The organism is Aquirufa nivalisilvae, from assembly GCF_003143535.1.
GTDB lineage: Bacteria > Bacteroidota > Bacteroidia > Cytophagales > Spirosomataceae > Aquirufa > Aquirufa nivalisilvae.
This window is the reverse complement of the sequence record NZ_CP029346.1, coordinates 2,301,828-2,325,773: the sequence shown is the minus strand read 5'-3', so window position 1 is coordinate 2,325,773 and position 23,946 is coordinate 2,301,828. Positions and strand designations below refer to the sequence as shown.

The 23,946-nt window shown below is 38.1% G+C and carries 15 protein-coding genes; 11 read left to right on the top strand and 4 right to left on the bottom strand.

The features are described 5' to 3' along the window. Nucleotides 1-2: 2 nt before the first annotated feature. The gene (locus HME7025_RS09940; protein WP_109323498.1) at nucleotides 3-764 is read right to left on the bottom strand and encodes an alpha/beta fold hydrolase; all 762 of its coding nucleotides are present in this window, start codon (nucleotides 762-764) and stop codon (nucleotides 3-5) included. 86 nt (nucleotides 765-850) lie between these two features. Between HME7025_RS09940 and HME7025_RS09935 the strand changes: the two genes are divergently transcribed. From HME7025_RS09935 to HME7025_RS09925, 3 genes are all read left to right on the top strand, one after another. Further along, a complete protein-coding gene (locus HME7025_RS09935) occupies nucleotides 851-2,059 on the top strand; it encodes a protoporphyrinogen/coproporphyrinogen oxidase (protein WP_109323497.1) in 1,209 nt (402 codons plus the stop codon). 66 nt (nucleotides 2,060-2,125) lie between these two features. Further along, entirely contained in the window at nucleotides 2,126-3,439 is a 1,314-nt protein-coding gene (locus HME7025_RS09930; protein ID WP_109323496.1) for a vanadium-dependent haloperoxidase, read from the top strand. Then, the gene (locus tag HME7025_RS09925) at nucleotides 3,439-3,834 is read left to right on the top strand and encodes a group III truncated hemoglobin (protein ID WP_109323495.1); all 396 of its coding nucleotides are present in this window, start codon (nucleotides 3,439-3,441) and stop codon (nucleotides 3,832-3,834) included. Before HME7025_RS09930 ends, HME7025_RS09925 begins: the two co-directional genes overlap by 1 nt. Before the next feature lie 102 nt (nucleotides 3,835-3,936). Here the strand turns inward: HME7025_RS09925 and HME7025_RS13440 are convergent, their stop codons facing one another. Then, nucleotides 3,937-5,022: a DUF5009 domain-containing protein gene (locus HME7025_RS13440; protein WP_161956233.1), complete on the bottom strand. Its 1,086-nt coding sequence runs from the start codon at nucleotides 5,020-5,022 to the stop codon at nucleotides 3,937-3,939. Nucleotides 5,023-5,100: 78 nt separating this feature from the next. On the opposite strand from HME7025_RS13440, the gene HME7025_RS09915 reads away from it, so the two are divergent. From HME7025_RS09915 to HME7025_RS09885, 7 genes are all read left to right on the top strand, one after another. After that, complete coding sequence (locus HME7025_RS09915; protein WP_109323494.1) at nucleotides 5,101-6,177, top strand: GHMP family kinase ATP-binding protein; 1,077 nt, start codon at nucleotides 5,101-5,103, stop codon at nucleotides 6,175-6,177. An 8-nt stretch (nucleotides 6,178-6,185) separates the two neighbouring features. After that, complete coding sequence (locus HME7025_RS09910) at nucleotides 6,186-7,052, top strand: sugar phosphate nucleotidyltransferase (RefSeq protein WP_109323493.1); 867 nt, start codon at nucleotides 6,186-6,188, stop codon at nucleotides 7,050-7,052. A gap of 169 nt (nucleotides 7,053-7,221) precedes the next feature. Beyond that, nucleotides 7,222-8,535, top strand: coding sequence for a gluconate:H+ symporter (locus tag HME7025_RS09905; protein ID WP_109323484.1), 1,314 nt, complete (start codon nucleotides 7,222-7,224; stop codon nucleotides 8,533-8,535). Between the two features lie 206 nt (nucleotides 8,536-8,741). Next, a complete protein-coding gene (locus HME7025_RS09900) occupies nucleotides 8,742-11,948 on the top strand; it encodes a SusC/RagA family TonB-linked outer membrane protein (RefSeq protein ID WP_109323483.1) in 3,207 nt (1,068 codons plus the stop codon). Between the two features lie 21 nt (nucleotides 11,949-11,969). Next, nucleotides 11,970-13,400 carry a SusD/RagB family nutrient-binding outer membrane lipoprotein gene (locus HME7025_RS09895; RefSeq protein WP_109323482.1) on the top strand — a complete coding sequence of 477 codons (1,431 nt, stop codon included), beginning with the start codon at nucleotides 11,970-11,972 and terminating at the stop codon, nucleotides 13,398-13,400. Nucleotides 13,401-13,578: 178 nt separating this feature from the next. After that, nucleotides 13,579-16,728 carry a SusC/RagA family TonB-linked outer membrane protein gene (locus HME7025_RS09890; protein WP_109323481.1) on the top strand — a complete coding sequence of 1,050 codons (3,150 nt, stop codon included), beginning with the start codon at nucleotides 13,579-13,581 and terminating at the stop codon, nucleotides 16,726-16,728. An 18-nt stretch (nucleotides 16,729-16,746) separates the two neighbouring features. Further along, entirely contained in the window at nucleotides 16,747-18,192 is a 1,446-nt protein-coding gene (locus tag HME7025_RS09885; protein ID WP_109323480.1) for a RagB/SusD family nutrient uptake outer membrane protein, read from the top strand. 361 nt (nucleotides 18,193-18,553) lie between these two features. On the opposite strand, the gene HME7025_RS09880 is transcribed toward HME7025_RS09885, so the two are convergent. Then, nucleotides 18,554-20,587, bottom strand: a complete 2,034-nt coding sequence (locus HME7025_RS09880; RefSeq protein ID WP_109323479.1) for a M13 family metallopeptidase — start codon at nucleotides 20,585-20,587, stop codon at nucleotides 18,554-18,556. 57 nt (nucleotides 20,588-20,644) lie between these two features. On the opposite strand from HME7025_RS09880, the gene HME7025_RS09875 reads away from it, so the two are divergent. Continuing rightward, complete coding sequence (locus HME7025_RS09875; RefSeq protein WP_109323473.1) at nucleotides 20,645-22,690, top strand: S9 family peptidase; 2,046 nt, start codon at nucleotides 20,645-20,647, stop codon at nucleotides 22,688-22,690. Nucleotides 22,691-22,750: 60 nt separating this feature from the next. Here HME7025_RS09875 and HME7025_RS09870 read toward each other — a convergent pair whose 3' ends face one another. Beyond that, entirely contained in the window at nucleotides 22,751-23,833 is a 1,083-nt protein-coding gene (locus HME7025_RS09870) for a Gfo/Idh/MocA family oxidoreductase (RefSeq protein WP_109323472.1), read from the bottom strand. Between the last annotated feature and the right edge of the window lie 113 nt (nucleotides 23,834-23,946).

The window sequence follows — 23,946 nt, the reverse complement described above, 5'->3', positions numbered from 1 at the left end:
AGCTAAACTTTCGTTTTTTGTAACCATTTATCTAAAATGGCATTGAATTCGTTGGGTCTTTCCATCATAGGAGCATGACAACATTTATCAATAAACTGAAGTTCTGAACCTTGAATTAATTGATTGAATTCATGACCTACTTGTGGAGGTGTAATCGTATCATTTAATCCCCAAATTAATAGAGTAGGGGTGTTAATACGGACAATATCCTTGGCCATATTATTCCTTTGAGCTGATTTAGCAATGGCAATTATGCGCATCACTTTTGGTATACTATTGGTAATTTCAAAAACCTCATCGACTAATTCTTTGCTAGCCGTTTTGGGGTCATAAAATGTATATTCTACTCTTTCTTTGATATATTCGTAATTGCCTCGTTTAGGATAAGAACCTCCCATGGAGTTTTCAAATAAACCAGAGGAACCCGTTAAAATGAGTCTTTGGACTTTCTCAGGATGTCTAAGTGTATATATTAAAGCCACATGGCCACCTAAGGAATTACCAATAAGACTGAATTGGTCTAATTGTTTAAAGTCGACAAAATCTTCTATAAAAACGGTTAAGCCTTCACAGCCAGCCTCCTTGATTGGCATATCATGGATTGGCATAAGTGGTATAATAATGCGATAATTTGATTTGAAATGGGAGATTACTCCTTCCCAGTTACTTAAAGCACCAAAAAGCCCATGCAACATCAATAATATTTCCCCTTTACCCTCGTCGATATAGTGATAACCGTTTTCCTCCTTAATTTTGTAATTCATTCCAGGGAATCATTTAATATGCAAAGTAATAAAAAAGACTTTAAACTTTTGTAAGTTCAAAGAGTTTGTTTAAATATAAATTTATCATGAAACCAATCGTCATAATCGGAGCGGGTATTGCAGGCTTACAAGCAGCCAATGTGTTGCATGAAGCGGGAATTCCATTTGTCTTACTAGAAAAACAAGCTCATGTGGGAGGTAGGGTGCAAAGTGAACATTTTCAAGGTTTTACCTTGGATCATGGTTTTCAAGTTTTACAAACTTCTTATCCAGAAGTGCAGCAAAGTTTACGATTACCCGATTTGGATTTATCTTATTTTGATTCGGGTGCATATTTGTGGAAAGAAAATGCTTGGCAGTCTTTTTTTAGTCCTTGGCACGATTCTTTTTCGCTTCTACGGGCTTTAGGAGATGGAATCATAAACATCGGTGATTTATTTAAATTGGCTAAGCTGTGGTTAAAAATCCAAGTGGATGCCAAGCCTTTATCTAAATGTCAATTGAGTGCCATGGAGTATATTGATTCTCTCCATTTTTCAGAATCCTTTCGAGATGGATTTTTGAAGCCGTTTTTTTATGGTATTTTTCTGGATGACACATTATCACAACCTGCATCTTTGTTTGTCTTTTATTTGAAGCAATTTTTAGAGGGTAGAGCAGCTCTTCCTAAGTCTGGCATGGGAGCCATATCAGATCAATTGTTACATGCTTTGCCTCCCATTGCTGTTCGACTAAACATAGAAGTCGAGAGCATTCATGAAGGAAAGGTTGTTTTGAATAATGGTGAAACTTTGGAATGTTCAAAAATAATTTTGGCAGCTAATCCAACTGCTGCTGCTGAATTATTGGATATTCCATTGGCCAAAGGAGCTATTTTGCAGAGTAAAACATTTTACTTTTCCGCCGATGATTTTCCCAATGATGGTAAATTGTTGCATTTAGTTCCTAAATCAGAAGAATCAAACATTTTGCATTTTGTTTGTCTAAGTAAAGTCAATTCGAGCTACGCGCCAGAGGGGAAGGAATTGATTTCGGTGACTACGTTGAAAACGGATATTTCAGAAAAAGAAGTATTAGTTGAATTGGGTCATTACTTAGGAAAAGAAAAATTGAACTGGAAATTTTTAAAATCGTATTCCATTCCTGAGTCCCTTTCAAAACAAGGTTTTTGGAAGTTTGTCAAACAGAAAGCTAATAAAAAAGGCGTTATTTTAACGGGTGATTATACTCAATATCCGTCCTTGCAAGCTGCATTTGCATCAGGTAGATTAGCCGCAGAGTCAGCAATTAGCTGATTTTTGTCAATATTTCCATTCTAATTATAAGTATTGGTATATTTGTTCTTCCTAAAATTTGACCCAATGAAGAGATATATTATTTTGTTTGTTGCTTTATGGTTTTCTGCATGTAAATCAGGCAATCCCAATTATCAAGAGGAAGCAGCAAATCCTGAATTTTTGATTCGTTCGGAAGTTATGTTAACGGAGAGTATCATTCATGATATTTTTGCTCCGCCTGTATCTTCCCGAATATATATGTATGCCAGTATTGCTGGCTATGAAGCTGCGGTACATGGAAATAAAGGGTATAAATCTTTAGTAGGTCAATTAAACGGATTCGAGAAAGTAGCTCAGCCTAAAGCAGGGGAGGAATATTGCTTTCCTTTAGCTTCAGTTAGAGCTTATTTAGCGGTTGGTAAAAAGTTGACATTTGCCCAAGAACTTTATGAGGAATTCGATAAAAAATTAGAGGCAGATTTTAAGAAAATTGGAATTCCAGATGATGTATATGATCGTTCCATAGCGTTTGGAGATTCTGTAGCAGAATCTATTATGAAGTATGCCTCGAAAGATAATTACAAGCAAACCAGAGGATTCAGATTTACAGTGACCAATTTGCCTGGGACTTGGACACCTACTCCTCCAGCTTACATTGATGCTGTAGAGCCATATTGGACTAAAATTCGACCAGCGGTATTGGATTCATCTTCTCAGTTTAGAGCGCCAGTGCCGAGTAAATTTGATTTGACTAAAGGTAGTCCCTACTACAAAGAAGTGATGCAGTCATATGAAACGGTGAAAAATTTAACGAATGACCAACGTGATATTGCTAATTTTTGGGATTGTAATCCTTTCAAAATGAATATTACTGGCCATGCCATGTTTGCTACCAAAAAGATGTCACCAGGTGGACACTGGTTAGGAATTGCAGGTCAAGTTTCTCGACAATTAAATAAGAATTACATAGAGACCGCAGAAGCATTTGCATTAACATCCATTGCCATTTTTGATGGTTTTATTTCTTGCTGGGATGAAAAATATCGGTCAATACGAATCCGTCCAGAAACCGTCATTAATGCTTCAATAGATAAAACTTGGATGCCTGTTTTACAAACACCTCCATTTCCTGAGTATACTTCTGGGCATAGTACTATTTCTCGTTCTGCAGCAGTCGTATTAACGAAATTGTTTGGTGATAATGTAGCCTTTAATGATTCTACCGAAATTCCTTATGGCTTACCACCTAGAAAATTCACCTCGTTTATTCAAGCTTCGGACGAAGCATCTATAAGTCGATTGTATGGAGGAATTCACTTTTGGCCAGCCTTGGATGAAGGAGCCAAGCAAGGACAAAAAGTGGCAACGTGGCTGAATCAAAAAATTAAAACACATTAATGAAAAGCGACATTAGCTCTAAAGAAGACATTCAAGTATTCGTCAATGCTTTTTACAAAAGTATGACTTCAGATGACTTGGTAGGGCATATTTTTTTGGATGTGATGCATGTCGATTGGGATCATCATTTACCCAAAATGTATGATTTTTGGGAAATGCTTTTACTGGATGGGCATTCCTATAAAGGGGCTCCAATGCAACCTCATTTATTAGTTAATCAAATAGTACCCCTCACCAAGGCGCACTTTGAGCACTGGATAACCTTGTTTACCAATACCATTGATTCATTGTTTGAAGGGCCAAAGGCAGAAGAAGCTAAGACGAAAGCATACAATATTGCACAAACTTGGGCATATAAGTTTGATTATATGAACAAGTTGGATAAAATAAGATAATTATCAATTAGTAGAAACTGCCAGAAGGGATTTTTTTGTTTTTTTGAGGGACTAAAACAACGTCGTCAAGGTTTTAAACCTTGACGACGTTGTTCATATACACTACAAAGAAATGTAGATTTTGTGCTTGTCTAGCCACACAGCTATTCCTCCAATGATTCCAAGAACTACCAAGGAATTCACAAGTTCGGCTATATTTTCAGTGATATGAACTTTCTCTAAAAATCCTCCTACAAAAACATAAGAAGCTTTATTTAGCCATTGTGGACCTACAGATTCAAAAAATAAATAAATGAAAATGGAATTTTTTCCAAAGGATAAAATGTAATCTGGTGCCGGTATAATGGCTTGACTTCTTTCCCAATTCAAATAAAATGCCGCCATCAATAAGGAAATCCAGCCTCCTGAAGCTAAGGTAAAAGAAAGGGTAGCTGTTCTTTTGATAATAGGTATACCCGCAAAATCAAGTCCATAGCCAACTAAAATACCTAATAAACCTAATCCAATCAACGTACGAATTACTACTTGATGAGATGTACTGCGATGGATGATTCTTCCAATTAATGCCCCCCAAATGGTATGTGCTGCCGTAGGGATACAATTAATTGCAATCCAATGGCCGCCACTTAATTTCCCCATTAAGAGCATATCCATGTAAGATCCAAAGTTCTTGTCTGGCGTATAAGGCTCATTATAACCTGGGATATCACTAAAGACGTATAAGCTATGAGCAAGTAATAATAGTAGCAAAGAAGCCGCAATTTGAAGCGGAATGGAAAAACGTAACAAGAAAAATGCAATGATGGTGGTAACCGACAACTGGGTAAGCACATTCCATAATTCAAATACTAATTTCTCTTTTCCTAAACAATGTAAGCCTGTACCAAACAAAAACAATAATAAGGAGCGTTTTAAAACCTTTGGCCAAAGTGTTCCATAGGTGTCTCCACTATCAAGTCTTTTGTAAGTTGAGAAATACAAAGCTGCCCCAGCAATCATCATAAACCCAGGTTGAATTAAGTCCCAGAAATGCAAGCCTTGCCATTTGACATGGAAAAACTGTGTGATGATAAAATTGTCAGGAAATAGCTTATCCAGATTATGATATAAGTCTGTACTTTCCGCAGCAAGTAAGAAGAGGATAAAGCCTCGGAAATAATCGACGGATGGGATGCGCTTCGTAATCATCGATAGTATTTAAGTGTTTCAAAGGTAAGGTATTTTTTTAAATCTAATTTGTACTTTTGTTTTACATTAAAATTTAGCATGATTGTTTCAACTCCCGGTCGGATTTGTTTGTTTGGCGAACATCAAGATTATTTAGGCTTACCTGTCATTGCAGCCGCAATTTCGAAACGAATTCAAATGAAAGGCCAATTCAGGGCCGATAAAATTGTTCGATTTTCATTACCTGATATTGAATCGGTAGAAGAATTTGAATTAGACTTTCCTTTGAGCTATACGAAAGAAAGAGATTATTTTAAAAGTGTATGTAATGTATTACACCGCAAAGGTCATTCTTTAGCAAAAGGGTTAGAGATTGAAGTGAGAGGTAATATTCCAATTAATTCGGGGACATCCAGTTCCTCTGCTATGATCGTTTCTTGGGTGAAATTTTTATGTGAAATGTATCAAATACCTGCCACTCAGAAAGAAATTGGAGAAATAACTTACGAAGCAGAAGTACTGGAATTTACAGAACCAGGTGGGATGATGGATCAATATTCTACCGCTGTGGGAAATGTGATATTTTTAGAAAGTCGACCGAAAATTGCTATCGAAACGTACGCCCGAGAATTAGGGACATTCGTGCTCGGAGATTCATTAGAAGCTAAAGATACATTGAAGATATTGGCACATGTCAAGTTTGGTATGTTGAGTGGACTGGAGAAAATCCAACAGGTAAATCCTGATTTTGACTTAGAAAAGGCAAGTTTGGAAGATTGCTTAACATATCAATCGATTTTGACAGATGCAGAATGGATTTTATTGCAAGCCAACATTTCAGATCGTGATATTTTGTTGGAGGCAAAGGAAATGTTTGAAGGCAAATCCGAATGGAGTGATGAAAAATTGGGAGACTTATTGAATCGTCATCAAGTAAACCTTAGGGAACATAAGCAAATTTCTACCACTAAAATAGATCGAATGATTCAAGCTTCATTAGAAGCTGGCGCTTTGGGGGCTAAAATTAATGGTTCAGGTGGAGGAGGCTGCATGTTTGCTTATGCACCGGTACATCCAGAGAAAGTAGTGGAGGCCATTGAAAAAGAAGGAGGAAAGGCCTACATCATTCGAGTAGACGAAGGAACTAAAGTAGAAAAAGAAAGTTTGTTTTATTAATTCAAGACATGAAAAAGAGATTATTGATTTTAGCAGGTGGGATGGCTTCTCGAATGAAGAAGGCACTTAATGAAGGAAGTGATTTAGATCCCAATTTAGTTGCTCAGGCAAATTCTGTGACCAAAGGGATGATTCAAGTGGGCAAAAATGGAAAGACATTAATCGATTATCAATTATACAATGCGCACTTAGCAGGGATCGAAGAGGTGATGCTACTTTTGCATCCTACGGATCAAGTTACTCAAGCATATTGTGAAGAGTTAATGTCTCGTGATGCATGCTGGGGAATGAAAATTGTATTTGCACGTCAACAAATACCGGCAGATCGTGAAAAACCAGCAGGTACGGCAGATGCCGTTTATCAGGCATTAATGCAACATGCTGATTGGCAGCAAGGTCGTGTAATCGTGTGTAATTCAGATAATTTATATTCGGTTAATGCCCTTAAAACACTTTGGTCGACTGACCATGCGCAAGCTTTGATCTCATATCACCGCGATAGTTTATTATATCCTGCTGAAAGAATTTCAGCTTTTGCTTTGATTCGTACTGATGCCGCAGGGTATTTGTTAGAAATCATTGAAAAACCTACAGCCCAACAAGCCGAGGAGTTAATGGCTCAGCAAGGTCGATTGGGAGTAAGTATGAATATATTTGTATTTGAAGCATCTACTTTTTTACCCTATTTGGCAAAGACTCCATTTCATCCTGTAAGAAATGAAAAGGAATTGCCTACCTCGGTAGCATTATTTGGTGAAGGGGAAGGTCAAGGATTTTTTGCTATTCCATTAGCTGAAAATGTTCCAGATTTAACTTCTAAAGAAGATATCTTAGTGATGCAAAAGTATCTGGAAGATACTTACGGTGATTTTTAATGGAGTATAGTTCATAGAAATGAAGTTGATTTTTCGGCAAACTAGCTAAGTATGCTGAAATATTAGATCCATTCTATATATTTGGAGTCAAATGGAGTATTTTAAAGAAAAAATAAGCTTTTGCTTATAATTTTAATACTCCATTTCCATCACTCCATACTCATACCTTATGACCATCGCTATTGTCGTTTTATGTATTTGCCTTTTAGTATTTTTGATTACGTACCAAAAGGTTAATGCCTTCATTGCATTCTTAATCATAAGTTTAACAACCGGTTATTTATTGGGTTTACCCTTGGGTGAATTAGCTAAGTCAGTTCAAAAAGGAATAGGGGATACCTTAGGCTCTTTAGTTACTATTATCGTTTTGGGTGCTATGTTGGGTAAATTGGTAGCTAGTAGTGGGGCGGCTCAACAAATTTCAAGCAGTTTAATTCAAGCATTTGGTCAAAAGAATATGGCCTGGGGGCTGATGCTGACAGGATTTATCATTGGTATACCCTTATTTTATAATGTTGGATTTGTTTTGATGATACCTCTAATTTTTGCCTTGGTTCATCAGTTTAAATTACATCCTTTAGTAACGGGAATTCCTATGATGGCTTCTTTATCCGTCGCTCATGGATTTTTACCTCCCCATCCTTCTCCCGCAGCTTTGGTGGCTCAGTTTGATGCCAATATGGGAACGACTTTGTTTTATGGAATTATTGTGTCCATTCCAGCCATCATTTGTGCTGGCCCATTATTTTCTAAAACATTAACTCGCCTTCCGATTCGTTCATTAAAAGCATTTCAAGGAGAACCTATTCCTGAATCCCAATTACCAAGCAGAACAGCCAGTTTCATTACAGCCTTATTCCCTGTATTTCTTTTGGTGGTAACGACCTTAGCGGATTTGAAAATAGATAAAAGTTCGGCTTTGACGCCGTTGATACATTTAGTTGCTGATCCTTCCATGGTCATGTTGATTGCCATCTGTGTAGCAACCTATACATTAGGCTTGCGGATGGGCAAAAAAATGGAAGAAATCATGGTCATATACACAGATGCGGTAAAAGATGTGGCTATGATATTATTAATTATTGCTGGTGCAGGATCATTGAAAGAGGTATTGTTGGTATCGGGTGTGAGTAAAGAAATTGCTGGCTATTTACAAACATTACCATTTCCTCCATTGGTATTGGGTTGGCTGATGGCGGCCATTATTCGGGTTTGTGTGGGGTCGGCAACTATTGCAGGCTTAACAGCTGCGGGTATGATTTATCCCATTGTTTCCACGGGTCTAGTTAATCCTAACTTGATGGTACTCAGTATTGGAGCAGGAAGTTTGATGTTTTCTCATGTCAATGATACGGGCTTCTGGTTATTTAAGGAATACTTTAATCTTTCGGTTAAAGAGACAATCCGTTCCTGGTCGCTCATGGAAAGCATCGTTTCGATCGTCGGCCTACTTGGAGTACTAGTTTTGAATCAATTTATTTAATAGAAATTTGGTAATTTTTTAATATTAAATAGAGTAGATTTAATTTCTCTCGGAAAAATTCAAAATCAAATTTTGCCAAATTGCGCTTTATAACGGTTTTTGGCTTGCAAACTTGTGTTTGGGCGCAATTTTCTTTGGTATTTATTGGAAAATTTATAATTTGCCATCGTTTTCAAATTATTTTTTCATTAAATAAACTAATCAACATGAAAAAACTCTTACTAGTGATGGCACTAGTAACGACTGCTTGCAGTTCGTTGCTAGCCCAATCAAGGGTAGTTACGGGTAAAGTAACTGCTTCAGAGGATGGCTCTGCGCTTCCAGGCGTTAGTGTTAGCCTTAAAGGTACCTCGCGTGGTGTTACTACCACAGCCGATGGTTCTTATAAAATCAGTGTAGACAATGGAGCAGCTCTTCAGTTCTCTTTTGTAGGTTACAAAGCTCAAACAATTACGGTAGGTAGTCAAAGCACAATTAACGTAGTGTTAGTGGCTGATGCTGCTGAATTGAGTGAGGTAGTTGTAACAGCTTTGGGTTTAACACGTACTAAAAACTCATTGCCTTATGCTGCTCAGCAGGTAAAAGGAGATGAATTAACACGTGTTAGATCAGGTAACGCATTTTCTGCTTTATCAGGTAAAGTAGCTGGTCTTCAAATCACACAAGGTAACGCAATTGGTGGTTCTACCAACGTAGTTATCCGTGGTAATAAGTCCTTAACTGGTAACAACCAGGCTTTATTTGTTGTAGATGGTGTACCTGTTGATAATACAAATAAGAACTCTTCTGACCAACAAACTGGTCGTGGAGGTTATGACTATGGTAACGCGGCTGCGGATATTAACCCAGACGATATCGAGTCAATGACGGTATTGAAAGGTGCAGCAGCAACAGCTCTTTATGGTTCTCGTGCATCGAATGGTGTTATCATGATTACTTCTAAGAAAGCTAAGAAAGGTTTAGGCTTAACAGTGAATGCAGGTTTAACTGTAGGAACTATTGATAAGTCTACATTTGCTACTTACCAAAACCAATATGGTGCTGGTTACTCTGATCCATATCAAAAAGATGGTTTCTACTATTTTGATGCTAATGGTGATGGAACTAAAGATTTAGTTGTTCCAACAGCTGAAGATGCTTCTTATGGAGCTAAGTTTAATCCTTCATTGATGGTTTACCACTGGGATTCATTTGACCCAGCAGGTCCTAATTACTTGAAGACTAAGCCATGGGTTGCAGCTCAAAATACGCCAGTTAAGTTTTATGAGACAGCTATTTCTAATAACGTGAACGTTCAATTGGATGGAGCTACTGATCAAGGTACTTTCAAATTAGGGTATACTCGTAACGATGAGCGTGGTACTTTACCAAACTCAAACGTGACTAAGAACATTATGAACTTAGCTGGTTCTTATAATATCTCTAAAAAAGTAACTGCTTCTGCTTCTGCTAACTTCTCTGTTATCGATGGAAAAGGCCGTTATGGTTCTGGATATAGTGGATTGAACGTGAACCAGAACTTCCGTCAGTGGTATCAAACAAACGTAGATATCTTAGAGCAAAAAGATGCTTATTTCAGAAATAGTCAAAACGTGACTTGGAACTGGGGTGATCCTTCAACTCCTGCAGGTCTGAAACCAATCTTTACAGATAACTACTATTGGACTCGTTACCAAAACTACGAGACTGATACTCGTTCTCGTATTTTCGGAAATGCTATGTTGAACTACAAAGCTGCTGATTTCTTGAATTTCATGGGTCGTGTTACTTTAGATACTTACAATGAATTCCAAGAGGAGCGTAAAGCAGTGGGTAGTCAAGGTGTTCCAGGTTATAGCCGTTTCGATCGTGCTTTCCAAGAAATGAACTACGATTTGATGGCTAATTTCGACAAGAATGTTGCCGATGGTTTAAATGTGAAAGCTTTAGCGGGTTTGAACTTACGTAAATCATACATTCGTTCTATTTCAGCTGCTACTAACGGTGGTTTGATCGTTCCAGGTTTATACTCTATCTCTAACTCTTTAGGAACGGTATCAGCTCCATCAGAAAACTATCAGCCACGTGAAGTTTTTGGTGTATTTGGTGGATTGACGTTGTCATACAAAGATTTCTTAACTTTGGATGGTACTATTCGTCAGGATAAGTCATCTACTTTACCTAAATCTAATAATGCATATTTATACTATGCAGGATCAGCTAGTTGGTTGTTCTCTCACCACATTGAAGACCTTCCTTGGTTGACTTCTGGTAAATTGAGAATGAACTATGCAACAGTAGGTAACGATGCTCCATGGGGTTCAGTTAAGAACGTATATGACAAACCAGATCCGTTTGGTCCAACTATTTTGTTCTCTGCACCTTCTACGCAAAACAACCCATTCTTGAAGCCAGAGCAAACTCAAAGTAAAGAGGTTGGTTTAGAGATGGCATTTTTGCAAAATCGTTTAGGCTTTGATTTCACTTATTATCACACAAATACGTTAGATCAAATCTTACCTGCTGCAGTATCTTCAGCAACTGGTTTTACTAGTACTTTTGTGAATGCAGGTAATATTCAAAATACAGGTTTTGAACTTAGCTTATATGGTTCTCCAATCAAAACAGCTGATTTCTCATGGAACGTTAATGTAAACTGGACTAAGAATACTAGTAAAGTTTTGAGCCTATATAATGATAGCCAGAACTTGCAAATTGCTTCTTTCCAAGGTGGTGTTACTTTAAATGCAACAGTAGGCGAGCCTTACGGTACATTGAAAGGAAAAACTTGGAAAATGCTTAATGGTGAGAAATTAGTCAAAGCAAATGGTCGTTATGACATCACTTCTACTACTACGAATATAATTGGTAATGTTAATCCTGATTGGATTGGTGGTATCAACAACTCATTTAAGTACAAGAATGTAACATTGAATTTCTTAATTGACATCAAGCGTGGTGGAAGTGTATTCTCTTTGGATCAATACTATGGTCAAGCAACAGGTGTATATCCTGAGTCAGTGGTGATTAATGACAAAGGAAATCCTTCTCGTTCTACAATTGCTGAAGGTGGTGGAGTAATTATGCCAGGTGTTAAAGCTGATGGTACTCCTAACACAACACGTGTAGAGAATGATTACGGTACATTTGGTTATGCTCAAAACCCAGCAGCTGCATTTGTTTATGATGCTAGCTACATCAAATTGAGAGAGGCAAACATTGTTTACTCTTTACCAAGTTCAGTTGTACGTAAATTAGGAGGTGTTAAAGGTGTTGATTTATCTATTTTTGGAAGAAACTTATGGATCATCCAGAAATATGTTCCTTATGCTGATCCAGAAGAGAATCTTTCTTCAGGTAACGTACAAGGAAATCAATCGGGTGCTTATCCAACAACTCGTTCGATTGGATTTAACATCAAATTATTATTCTAATTATCCTAAAATTTGATAAAGATGAAAAAAATATTTTTAGTTTTTGTACCACTTTTGCTCCTTGCATCGGCTTGTACAGAAGATATCTCTCAATTAAACATTGAGACCAAAAGGCCTGCAGCAGTTCCTGCACCAACCTTGTTTTCGAATGCTGTTAAAGCATTGACGGGTAACTTAGCTACGGCTAGTGTTAATACCAACGTATTCCGTTTTACTGTGAGTCACTGGGCTATGGCAACATACCAAGATGAAGTTCAGTATGATTTTGCTACTCGTAATATTCCTCAATCATGGTGGACAGCAATGTATCGCGATGTAATTATGGACTTACGCGAATCTGCTAAATTAATTAGCGCTGATGCATCATTAGCCCCAGGAGAGAAAGCAAATAAATTAGCGATCTTAGATGTGATGGAAGTTTATACTTATGGTATTTTAGTTAATACTTTTGGTAATATTCCTTACTCTGAGTCCTTGAATCCTGCGATCTTATTCCCTAAATACGATGATGCAAAAACTGTTTCAACGGATTTAATTAATCGTTTGAATGCAGATATTTCTAAAATTAACACTTCGGCTGCAGGGTTTGCTGCAGGTGAGGATTTGATTTATAAGGGATCTGTTTCTAAATGGTTGAAATTTGCAAATACACTTCGTATGAAGCTAGGTATGATTCAATCAGATGTAGATGCATCATTGGCTAAGTCGGCTGTTGAAGCTTCGGATGCTGGTGCTATTTCAGCTTCAGCAGACAATGGTTTGTTTACTTATATGGCAGCTTCTCCTAATCAAAATCCATTGTATGTGGATATCGTGTTGGGTGGTCGTCAAGATTACATCGCCTCAAAGGATTTGATGGATAAATTATTAGGATGGAATGACCCAAGAACTGGGGCTTTCTTTACTCCTAATAACGCAGGTGTATACGCTGGAGCTCCTATGGGAAAAGTGAGTACTTATGTTGATTTTTCTCGTGCAGGTACTAAAGTAATTGATGCTGCTGCACCTTATGTATTTGCTGATTATGTAGAAACAGAGTTTTTACGTGCTGAAGCGAAAGAAAGAGGATTTAACGTAGCAGGTACTGCTGAATCTCACTATAATAATGCGATTCGTGCTTCCATCATTGCATGGGGTGGAACATCGGCTGATGCTGACGCTTATCTTGCACAACCTTCAGTAGCTTATACAACAGCGGCTGGTGATTGGAAACAAAAAATCGGCACTCAGAAGTGGCTTGCCTTATACAATAGACCATACGAGGGATGGGTTGAGATTCGCCGTTTTGACCAGCCTAAGATTTCAAATCCGATTGGAGCTAAATCAACTTTCCCAACTCGCTTAACTTATGCGGCTAATGAGCAGACTTTGAACGGAGCAAATTATACAGCTGCCGCTTCTGCAATTGGTGGTGATGTTGTAACAACTAAATTGTATTGGGATAAATTCTAGTCAAATTTAGATTATACTTATTTTAAAATGGGGCTTCGAAAGAAGCCCCATTTTTTTTGTCTAATTTATTTTAAAACATTATTATTTATAAACGTGTTTAACTAAATTATTAACGGAATTTTACGCCTTCCAGCGGAAAACTCCTTTAACTTATTTCTCATTAATCAAACTAAAAAAAATGAAAAAACTATTACTCCTTGGGGTATTAGTGGTGGTCTCGTGTGCCCCATTGATAGCTCAAATGAAACAGGTTACAGGGAAGGTGACCTCATCCGATGATGGAAGTGCCTTGCCCGGTGTCAGTGTAAGCGCAAAAGGTTCATCGCGCGGAACCACCACTTCATCAGATGGTTCATACAGTATTCAAGTTGCAGATGGAGCTTCCTTAGTTTACAGTTTTGTTGGTTACACCAGCCAAACTATTGCGGTTGGAAATCGTTCGGTTGTTAACGTATCTTTAGTTTCAGATGTTAAGCAATTAAGCGAGGTAGTTGTAGTAGGTTATGGTACTAGAAAAAGAACGGAATTTACCGGTTCGGCTTCAACCATCAAAGCTGCTACGATTGCGGAAAGACCCGTACAAAGTTTTTCGCAAGGATTAACAGGTCAAGCAGCCGGTGTGAACATCACGCAACCTAATGGTTTGTTGAACAACCCTCCAGTAATTCGCGTTCGCGGTCTTAGCTCATTATCTTTGAGCTCTTTCCCATTGGTGGTTATTGACGGTATACCTATTAGTACAGATAACGTATCTGCTAACTCAACAACAAACAACCCATTAGCTGATATTAACCCATCGGATATTGAGTCGATCGACGTGTTGAAAGATGCTGCCTCTGCTGCTATTTATGGTTCGCGTGCTGGCGCAGGTGTTTTATTGATTACTACTAAGCGTGGTAAATCAGGTAAAGCAAAGGTATCCATTGATTCTTGGGCAGGCGTAAGTCAAGCCGTACGTTTACCTAAGGTTTTAAACGCACAACAATACATGGATCACAAGAATATGGCGATTGCTAATGCCTTATTATTGAATCCTAATGCGATTACATCCACGCAACGTAATTCGGAAAACAAATCTTTTTTGCCAAATTACAACCCAGATGGAAGTTTAATCGATACAGATTGGTATAAAGAAGTATATCAAACTGGTGTATCTCAAAATCATAACTTGACTATTTCAGGCGGTAATGATAAAACAACCTATTATTTCTCAGGTGGATATTCTGACCAAGATGGTTTTTTGAGAAGCAACAGTTTTCAACGTCGCTCGGGTCGTTTTAATATGGACCACCAAGCTACGAAATGGTTGAAGTTGACAGCTAATTTCAATTACTCCAATACATACAACAAAGCTCCCATGTCTGGATCTAATGCAGGTGGCGCTTTCAATACATCTGGTTTAGGTCGTATTGCGGTTGCTCAAGTTCCCAACTTGCCCGCTTATTTACCCGATGGTTCTTATAACTTAGAAAACAACACAGTAGGTCGTTTGAACAACTTATTACCTGCTCAGTTTCCTAATCCAGCTGTTGTTCGTGATTTAGATAAGATTACATCTGAAAATACACGTTTGATTGCCAATTTAGGTGCTGAAGTTCGTTTGGCTGAAGGTTTAAGTGCGAAGACATCGTACTCATGGGACCGTAGAAATACGGAGAACATTCGTTTCTTTAACCCATTTAATGGTGATGGTTGGTCTACATCAGGTGATGCTTATAACAATACGGCTCGTTCTGATAACTGGAACTGGATTAATACTTTACAATACAATGTTACTTTAGCGGAGAAACATAACATTTCAGCAATTGTAGGATCTGATGTCCAAAAAACGCGTGTATTGAACTGGGGTGCGCAACGTCAAACTTTAGCGGATTTCTTCTTTACTGATTTTCAAGGAAACTTTGGAACAAACCTAGCTGCAGGTAATGGTATCTCACAAGTAGCTTATGAAGCCTATTTTGCTAATTTGAGCTATAACTTCAAAGGTAAATATTTTGTAAGTGGTAACCTTCGCCGTGATGGTAACTCAGCTTTATCTTCAGAAAACCGTTGGGGTGATTTTGGTGGAGTATCTTTAGGTTGGACAGTTTCTGAAGAAGAATTCTTCAAAGGCATGGACTTAGGAAATACCATTTCTAACTTGAGACTAAAAGCTAGTTATGGTAAAGTAGGTAATGGTAATGTTCCTAATGCTTATGGTTCTTACTCTACCTTTGGTTCTGGTTTATACGGGGCTGTCCCAACTTTATCCTTTAACCAAGCAGGAAACAAGGATTTAAAATGGGAGACTTCAGCACAAACCAACGTAGGTATCGACGTAAGTTTCTTAAATGATCGGATCACATTAGAAGCGAACTACTACTACAAGGATATCAACAATTTGATTTTGAACGTGCCACAAGCTCCTTCAAAAGGTATTCCTGGGAACTCGATCTTAGCTAACGTAGGTTCGATGTATAACAAAGGATTTGAGGTAGCCATTACTGCTACTCCAATCAATACGGGTAAATTCAGTTGGAACACTAGCTTGAATTTTGCGACTAACGAAAACATGGTAACTTCATTAGTAGATGCCAACACTCCAATTTTGACTAATACGTCGGGTTTGGAGGCAACTTCTATTACGAAAGTAGGTTATTCAGCAGCTCAAATTTATGGTGTGAAAACGGGAGGAGTTAACCCTGCCAATGGTCGTCGTATCTTTATTAAAAGAGATGGTACTCAAGTGCAATATCAACATTTAGGTGGAGCTTTAGCTTGGACTACCTTAGATGGTAAGGCTACAACTTCTCCTTCTTCGGAGCAACAAATCCTAGGAAATACCTTGCCTACTTTCTACGGAGGATTTAACAACACTTTGAAATATGCTGGTTTTGATTTAGCCTTGAACTTTACTTTCTCTGGAGGAAACTATATTTACAACGGATCTCAAGCTGGTTTACGTGACCAACGTGTTTGGAATAACTCCACTGATGTATTGAGTTCTTGGAAAAAAGAAGGAGATATCACGGAGATTCCTCGTGCAGTTTACGGAGATAACGTATCCAATGGTTCTTCATTCTTGATTGATGCGAACATCCAAAAAGGAGATTTCTTACGTTTGCAAACAGCTACTTTGGGTTACAAAATCCCAGCTGATTTGAGTCGTTTAGGAATTACTAGTTTACGCGTTTATGCGCAAGCTACGAACTTGTTCCTTTGGACACCTTACAAAGGGGTTGACCCAGAAATCTCATCGAATGGAGATTCTAACTTAGCTTCTGGTATTGAAAGAAATACCATCCCTCAAGCTAGAGCTTTCACATTTGGTATTAACATCGGTTTATAATTTTAAACGATATATAAAATGAAATTATTCACAAACAAAATTGGATATCTGACCATTGCATTAGCTTTGACAGTTTCCTCTTGCAGTAAGGATTTTCTTAATGCAGTCCCTGAATTAGACTTGTCTGATGCTACAGTCTTTAATTCCCCCGCTCGCGTGCTTTCACAAATAAATGGTATATACGGATCAGCTAAAAGTGGTAGCTTATTTGGTGGTCGTTACTTGATTTATAATGATATTCGTGCCGAAGAATTTGTTAACCGTACTACAAACTCGGTTACAGGTTATTCTACCTATCAGGGTAACCAAGATCCATCGGATACTTATTTAGCTGGATTCTGGATCCAAGGTTATTTGACTATCAACCGTGCCAATTTGTTCTTGGAAGGTCTTGCGGCTAATCCGAATGCAGTTTCATCGGCTTTGGCAGCGAATTACCGTGGTGAAGCAAAATTCATCCGTGCTTTGACATACTTCTCTTTGGTACAATTCTTTGCTAAGCCTTATATCTTGGATAAAGGTGCTTCGGCAGGTTTGCCATTACGTTTGAAGGGTGAAACTTCCTCCGCTAATAATAACTTGGCTAGAAGTACCGTAGCTCAAGTTTACGATCAAATCCTGAAGGATTTGAATGAAGCAGAAACAGAGCTACCAGATAGCTATGCATCCGCTTTATTGAATACAACTCGCGCGCACAAAAACTCGGCTATTGCCTTGAAAACCCGCGTGTTGTTAGCTAAAGGAGATTATGCAGGTGTGATTACAGAAGCGAATAAGATTGTTTCTTCTACTGCTCCATATAAATCCAATGCACGTGTGGCACACACCTTGCAAGCAGATGTTTCATCTGTTTTCAAAGCACCATATACTTCTACTGAATCCATCTTCTCTTTCCCAATGGATGCAACCAATGCTCCAGGTACTCAAAACCAATTGGGATATTACTTTAATGCGGGTAACGTAGAGTATTATTTGAACACAGGTTCTACGGGGATCTATAGTAATCCACAATTTGCAGCAACGGATGATCGTAAAACGAAGTTGACAGTAGCTACTACATCAATCGCGAAGTTCCCTTCATCCACTAAGTTTAGCGGTGTATCTCCGTACATTGATTTTGTACCGAGCATTCGTTATGCGGAAGTGTTATTGAACTTGGCAGAAGCAGAAGCTGAAGGAGGCAATATCAACCGTGCTATCGATATTCTAAATGCTGTTCATAAGCGTTCTGATCCATCTTATGTATTTACAGGATTGGATTCTAAAGCTAATGTGGTAAAAGCGATCTTAACTGAGCGTCGTATCGAATTCTTAGCGGAAGGTTTCCGTGCGAACGATATCTTACGTAGAGGTGAGTCTATCAATTCATTTGGTGCAGGAGCTGTGATTCCTTCATCTGATCCACGTTATATTTATGGAATTCCATTAGTAGAAACACAAACTAATCCGGGTATCGGAAACTAGTTTTGAAATCTATTTAGTATCAAAAGGGCTTGCCGATGGCAAGCCCTTTTTTTATGTCCTACAGGTTGATTTTCTTGCAAGTTCGATTAGAAAAGGTAGTAGATATTTGAAGTACTTGCAGCCACTAATTCGCTACGCGAAATGATCAAACCAACTTATGGCATGTTATTATGGCAAGTATTTATCTTGCTTTCAACTCTTTTTTATATCATTCGTTTTTATTTTAAGCTATTTCAATGGCTTTATTATTTCATTCGAAGACTCATTCATAAATACCATGATTTAAATTAATAGTTGATATAGCTACAAAAAAATAGCCCCCGAAATCTCAGGGGCTATTACATTCAAGAGCAAATACCAATTACCAAATCTTAATTCGGTCTTCAGGTTTCTTATATAATTTATCACCTGGCTTGATTTTAAAGGCATCATACCAAGCATCCATATTGACAGGTGCACCAATCGTTCTGTACTGATTCGGTGAATGTGGATCCGTGATGATCAATTGAGCCGCTGTTTCAGGTAGGGTAGTGCCACGCCACACTTGTGCCCAGGATAAAAAGAATCGTTGATCTGGGGTAAATCCATCCATTTTCTTTTTAGACTTTCCTTGATCCGTCATTTTAAAAGCTTCATAGGCCATATTTAAACCACCCAAATCACCAATATTTTCGCCCATAGTCAGTTTTCCATTGACATGAATGGTATCTAAAATAGTATATGCATCAAATTGGGCTCCTAATAGTGCCGTTTTAGCTTTAAACTTATTTAAGTCTTCATCCGTCCACCAGTTTCTCAAGGTACCATCCTTATCGTATTTACTGCCAGAATCATCAAATCCGTGCGACATTTCATGTCCGATGACCGCTCCAATGCCTCCGTAGTTTACAGCATCATCTGCTTTGGGGTCAAAGAATGGGAACTGTAAAATCCCTGCTGGGAAAACAATCTCATTCATGACTGGGCTATAATATGCATTTACTGTTGGAGGAGTCATACCCCAACGGCTGCGGTCTACTTTTTTGCCTACTTGACTGATATTTTCTTTAAAGCTCCAAGCACTGGCATTACGGAGATTTTGAAAATACTGATCGCCAGAAATTTCTAAACCATCATAGTTTCTCCATTTGTCAGGATATCCAATTTTTGGTGTGAAGGCATGTAATTTATCTAAGGCTTTTTGCTTAGTTACATCACTCATCCAATCCAATTTTTGAATTCGGATTTCAAAGGCTTTTCTTAAATTCTCGATCAAGACCTTCATGCGTTCTTTCGCTTCAGGTTTGAAGTAGTTCTTGACATATAATTGACCCAATAATTCACCGATTGTACCATCTGTTAGACTGGACATTCGCTGCCAACGTGGAGTTTGGACTTTTTGGCCTGTCAATAATTGATTGAAACTAAAACTAGCCTTCACAAAGGGACTGCTTAAATTGGGTGCGGCTCCTTTTAAAATGGACCATTGTAAATATACTTTCCATTGATTGACAGGAGTTTCCTTAACAAGTCGATTGACTTCTTCGAAAAACTTAGGTGCTGAAACTAAAATGGAATCCTGCTTAGGCACATTCAATTGACTGAAAAAAGTAGTCCAGTCTATTTCATCAGTCTTTTGCTGAAATTCATTCCAAATAAACTTGTTATACGTCTTATAAGGATCACGCATTTCAACACGGGACATTTGGGCATTGGCCAATTGTTTTTCTATTCCAAATACTATGTCCGCATTAGCTTTAGCTTGGTCAGAGGGGTTTCCTACTAATTCAAATAAGGTTTTGATGTAGTTTTTATATACTTCCTGAACTTTAGCGCTTCGAACGTCTGATTTTAAATAGAAATCACGATCAGGTAATGTAGTACCTCCTTGAGAAAGTTGTGGTACCATTTTTTCTACATTTTTCCTGTCTTGACCTACTCCAAATCCAAATAGAGGAGATCCCATACCTGAAATTCTAAATTGTGCCAAAGCATCTAATACTTCTTTCTTAGATGAAATGGTATTTACTTTGTCTAAATCTGCCTTGATGGGTGTATATCCCAATTTTTCAATCGTTATACTATCCATGGCTGCTGAATAAAAGTCAGCTACACGTCTTTCAATACTACCTACAGGGTAATTTTTTTGATTCAATTTGGCCTCTTCTAGAATCGTCTTGACGGCATTGATGTTGAAATCCCTTAATTGATTAAAGCTTCCCCATCGGGTTTCTTTAGCAGGAATCGGGTTATTCTTTACCCAAGTACCATTAGCATATTCCGCAAAATCATCTCCAGGCTTCACTTTCGTGTTCATATTGGCCTTATCAATGAATTTATCTGGACTTTGCGCGACCAGATTTCCTGAACTTAATAATAAGCCAGATACTACCAAACATTGGTAAATAGTCTTCATATTCGTTTTAGTTAGTTGATTTTTTTAAATTCATTTCAAATTAATATAACTTCATCTATGAACAAATTGTTAACACTCTCTTTTATACTGATTTTTTCAGTTTACTCCACTTGGGCGCAGCAACCCGTTTTGAAAACGCTGAGCCACGAAGCGATGATGTCTATCAAGCGAGTAGGGGTTCCTAAAATTAGCCCAGATGGTCAATGGCTTATTTATTCTCAACAGTCGGTTTCTTATGATTCAGAATCCAATACAAGTGACTTGTGGTTGGCTTCGTCAGATGGAACTCAAGCCCCTCGGAAAATCACCCAGACAAAGGCTGGCGAAGACAACTATTTTTGGCACCCATCTGAGAGGAAAGTGTTTTTTACTGCAAAGCGAGAAGGCGATGAATCCGCACAATTGTACATACTAGACTTGTCTAATGGGGGAGATGCCCAACGAGTAAGTAGTTTTTCATTAGGTATTGGAAGCCCCAAAATAAGTGCTGATGGGAATAAAGTGTTGTTCTCAGCTAAAGTGTTCCCGGGAGTGTTTACGGATTCACTGAATAAAAAGTATGCTGAAGAAAAGAAGAAACTAAAGTATAAAGCCAGAGTATACACTGGATTTCCCATTCGTTATTTTGATACTTGGTTGGATGAAAAACAGTCACACGTTTTTGTGCTCGATTTAAAAACCCAACAAATCCAAAATGTATTCACTGGTATCAGTTTAATTCAATCCAAAGGTTTTCAATTGGGATCATTTACTTGGGCTCCAGATCAACAATCCGTTGTTTTTACAGCCACCATAGATCTTCATACGACAGCCTATCAAAATTCGATTTCGAAAATTTATCAAGTTAGTATTCAAGGTGGCAAGGAAAAGCTTTTAGTAGATGATCAAGGGGATTATAGTTCGATTGATTTTTCTGAAGACGGAAAATATGCCATAGCCTTAGGTGCACCCCTGAATCAAACAAAGGTTTATCAACTGAGTCGTCTATATCGTTTTACTTGGCCAGAAATGTCCAATAAAACAGAATTGCTAAGCTCTCTGGATCGTCCCATCAATCAAATGGAGGTCTCGAAAGATTATATATTGGCTAGTATTGAGGACCAAGGAGTCGACCGTTTGATTCGAATCTCATTACAGGATGGATCCTATCAATCGGTTTTAGGAGGAAAGCAGGGGTCTTATAATCAAGTATCCATATCTAAAAGAGAAAATATATTTGCTTATCAATACAATAGTATGGCTAGCCCCATGGAAGTATTGGTACATCATACGGATAAAGAAGTGGCTATTTCAAATGCCAACCAGGCATTGTTGAAAAACTACGATGTGAAAGACCCAGAAGAATTCTGGACGCAGAGTCGAGGGAAAAAAGTGCGTAGTTTTCTTTTGAGACCTGCTTCTTTTGACCCTACAAAAAAATACCCCTTGTTAGTTTTAATGCATGGTGGGCCAGCCTCATCCTATAAAGATATTTATGGTTATCGATGGAATCCCCATGTGATTGCTGGCACAGAATATGTCATTGTGATGACAGATTATACAGGTTCTGTAGGATATGGAGAAAAATTTGCTCAAGACATACAGTTTGATCCCTTTAAAGGCCCAGGACAAGAAATTTTGGATGCGGCTAATGATGCCATTAAACGATATCCTTTTATAGATGGAAGTCGGCAAGCAGCTAGTGGAGCCAGTTATGGTGGGCACTTAGCCAATTGGTTGCAAGCTACCACAAGCCATTTTAAATGCTTGATTTCCCATGCAGGTTTAGTGAATTCAGAAGCACAGTGGGGTACATCGGATTTTGTTTATAGTAGAGAATTGATGAATGGCAGCGCACCTTGGATTCCTACTAAAACATGGAAGGAACAAAATCCTATGCGATTTGCCGCAAATTTCAAAACGCCGATTCTATTAACAGTTGGCGAAAATGATTTTCGTGTGCCTATCAATAATACGTTGGAAAACTGGAGTATTCTACAGCGACAAAAAGTGCCAAGTAAGTTGATTGTTTTTCCAGAAGAGAATCACTGGGTATTGAAGGCAGAAAATTCTCGCTTTCATTACCAAGAAATTCGAAATTGGTTAGCCACTTATTTAAAGTAATAGAAAAAGCCCAAGCATGAGAATCATACTTGGGCTTTTAAAATATTGAATTTTAAGCGATTAATTTAGCTCAATCATTTTACCTGTTTTGACAGATTCATCACAAGCAAAAGCTATTTTTAAGCTGTTGACAGCATCTGCTACATGGTCTGTTAAATCCCAATTTTGAGTGATAGCGTCATAAAAGTAAGCTTGTTCACGATCGCATAATCCTTGATGATCAGGCTCATCCAATAAATTGATCCATTCATCTTCTTGCGTAAATTCATTTTGCGCATCGATGTTGGACTTATGTACACGAAGTGATTCTGTTTTAGTATGAGATTCAACTGAATCTGATTTTCCTTCCCCACCTGCATCTTTGGCCACAATGGAAACAGAGCCTTTGGGGCCAAATACATCCTTGACAAAATAGGCAGTTTGAGAGATCATCGGTCCCCAGCCTGCTTCATACCAGCCTACGGAACCATCTTCAAAATGGATTTGAAGTTGACCATAATTGTAATTACCTGCAGGAATGTCATCCGTCAATCGTGCGCCTATGGCAGCTACACGAATTGGTTTAGAGCGAGTCATTTGGCACATGACATCAATATAATGTACGCCACAATCAACAATTGGGCTTAGACTTTTCATCAAATTGCGATGTACATCCCACATATATCCATGGCTTTGCTGGTTTAAGTTCATCCGCATGACCAAAGGTTTTCCTAATTCCTTAGCGATATCAATGAATTTAATCCAAGAAGGATGATGACGAAGAATATATCCTACTACGAGTTTTTTGCCTGTTTTACGAACTACTTCGGCTACTCTTTCAGCGCCAGCTAATGAATCAGCAATGGGTTTTTCTAAAAAGACATGACAACCCGCTTCTAATGCAGCTATGGAATAAGCTTCATGGGTATCTGGATAGGTAGAGATGCACACTGCATCTGGTTTCGTACTGGCTAATGCTTCCATATAGTCTGAGAATAAATCGTACTGACCACCTAAATCTTGATTTAACTTTTCTTTACTCTCCCCCGTGGAAACTAGACCACATATTTCAAATCCTTCGTGCGTATGAAACGACATGGCATGTGAGGCTCCCATGTTTCCACAGCCTACAACTAATACGCGTAATTTATTTTTTGAACTCATTGGTTTTCTTAATTTGAATAGTGAAATTAAAAAGAAAGGGGGATAAATAGAAAGGGGCTATCGGGTTTTCTCCTTTCAAACGTTCTTTCTGAGCTCATATCGCAAATTCTTGT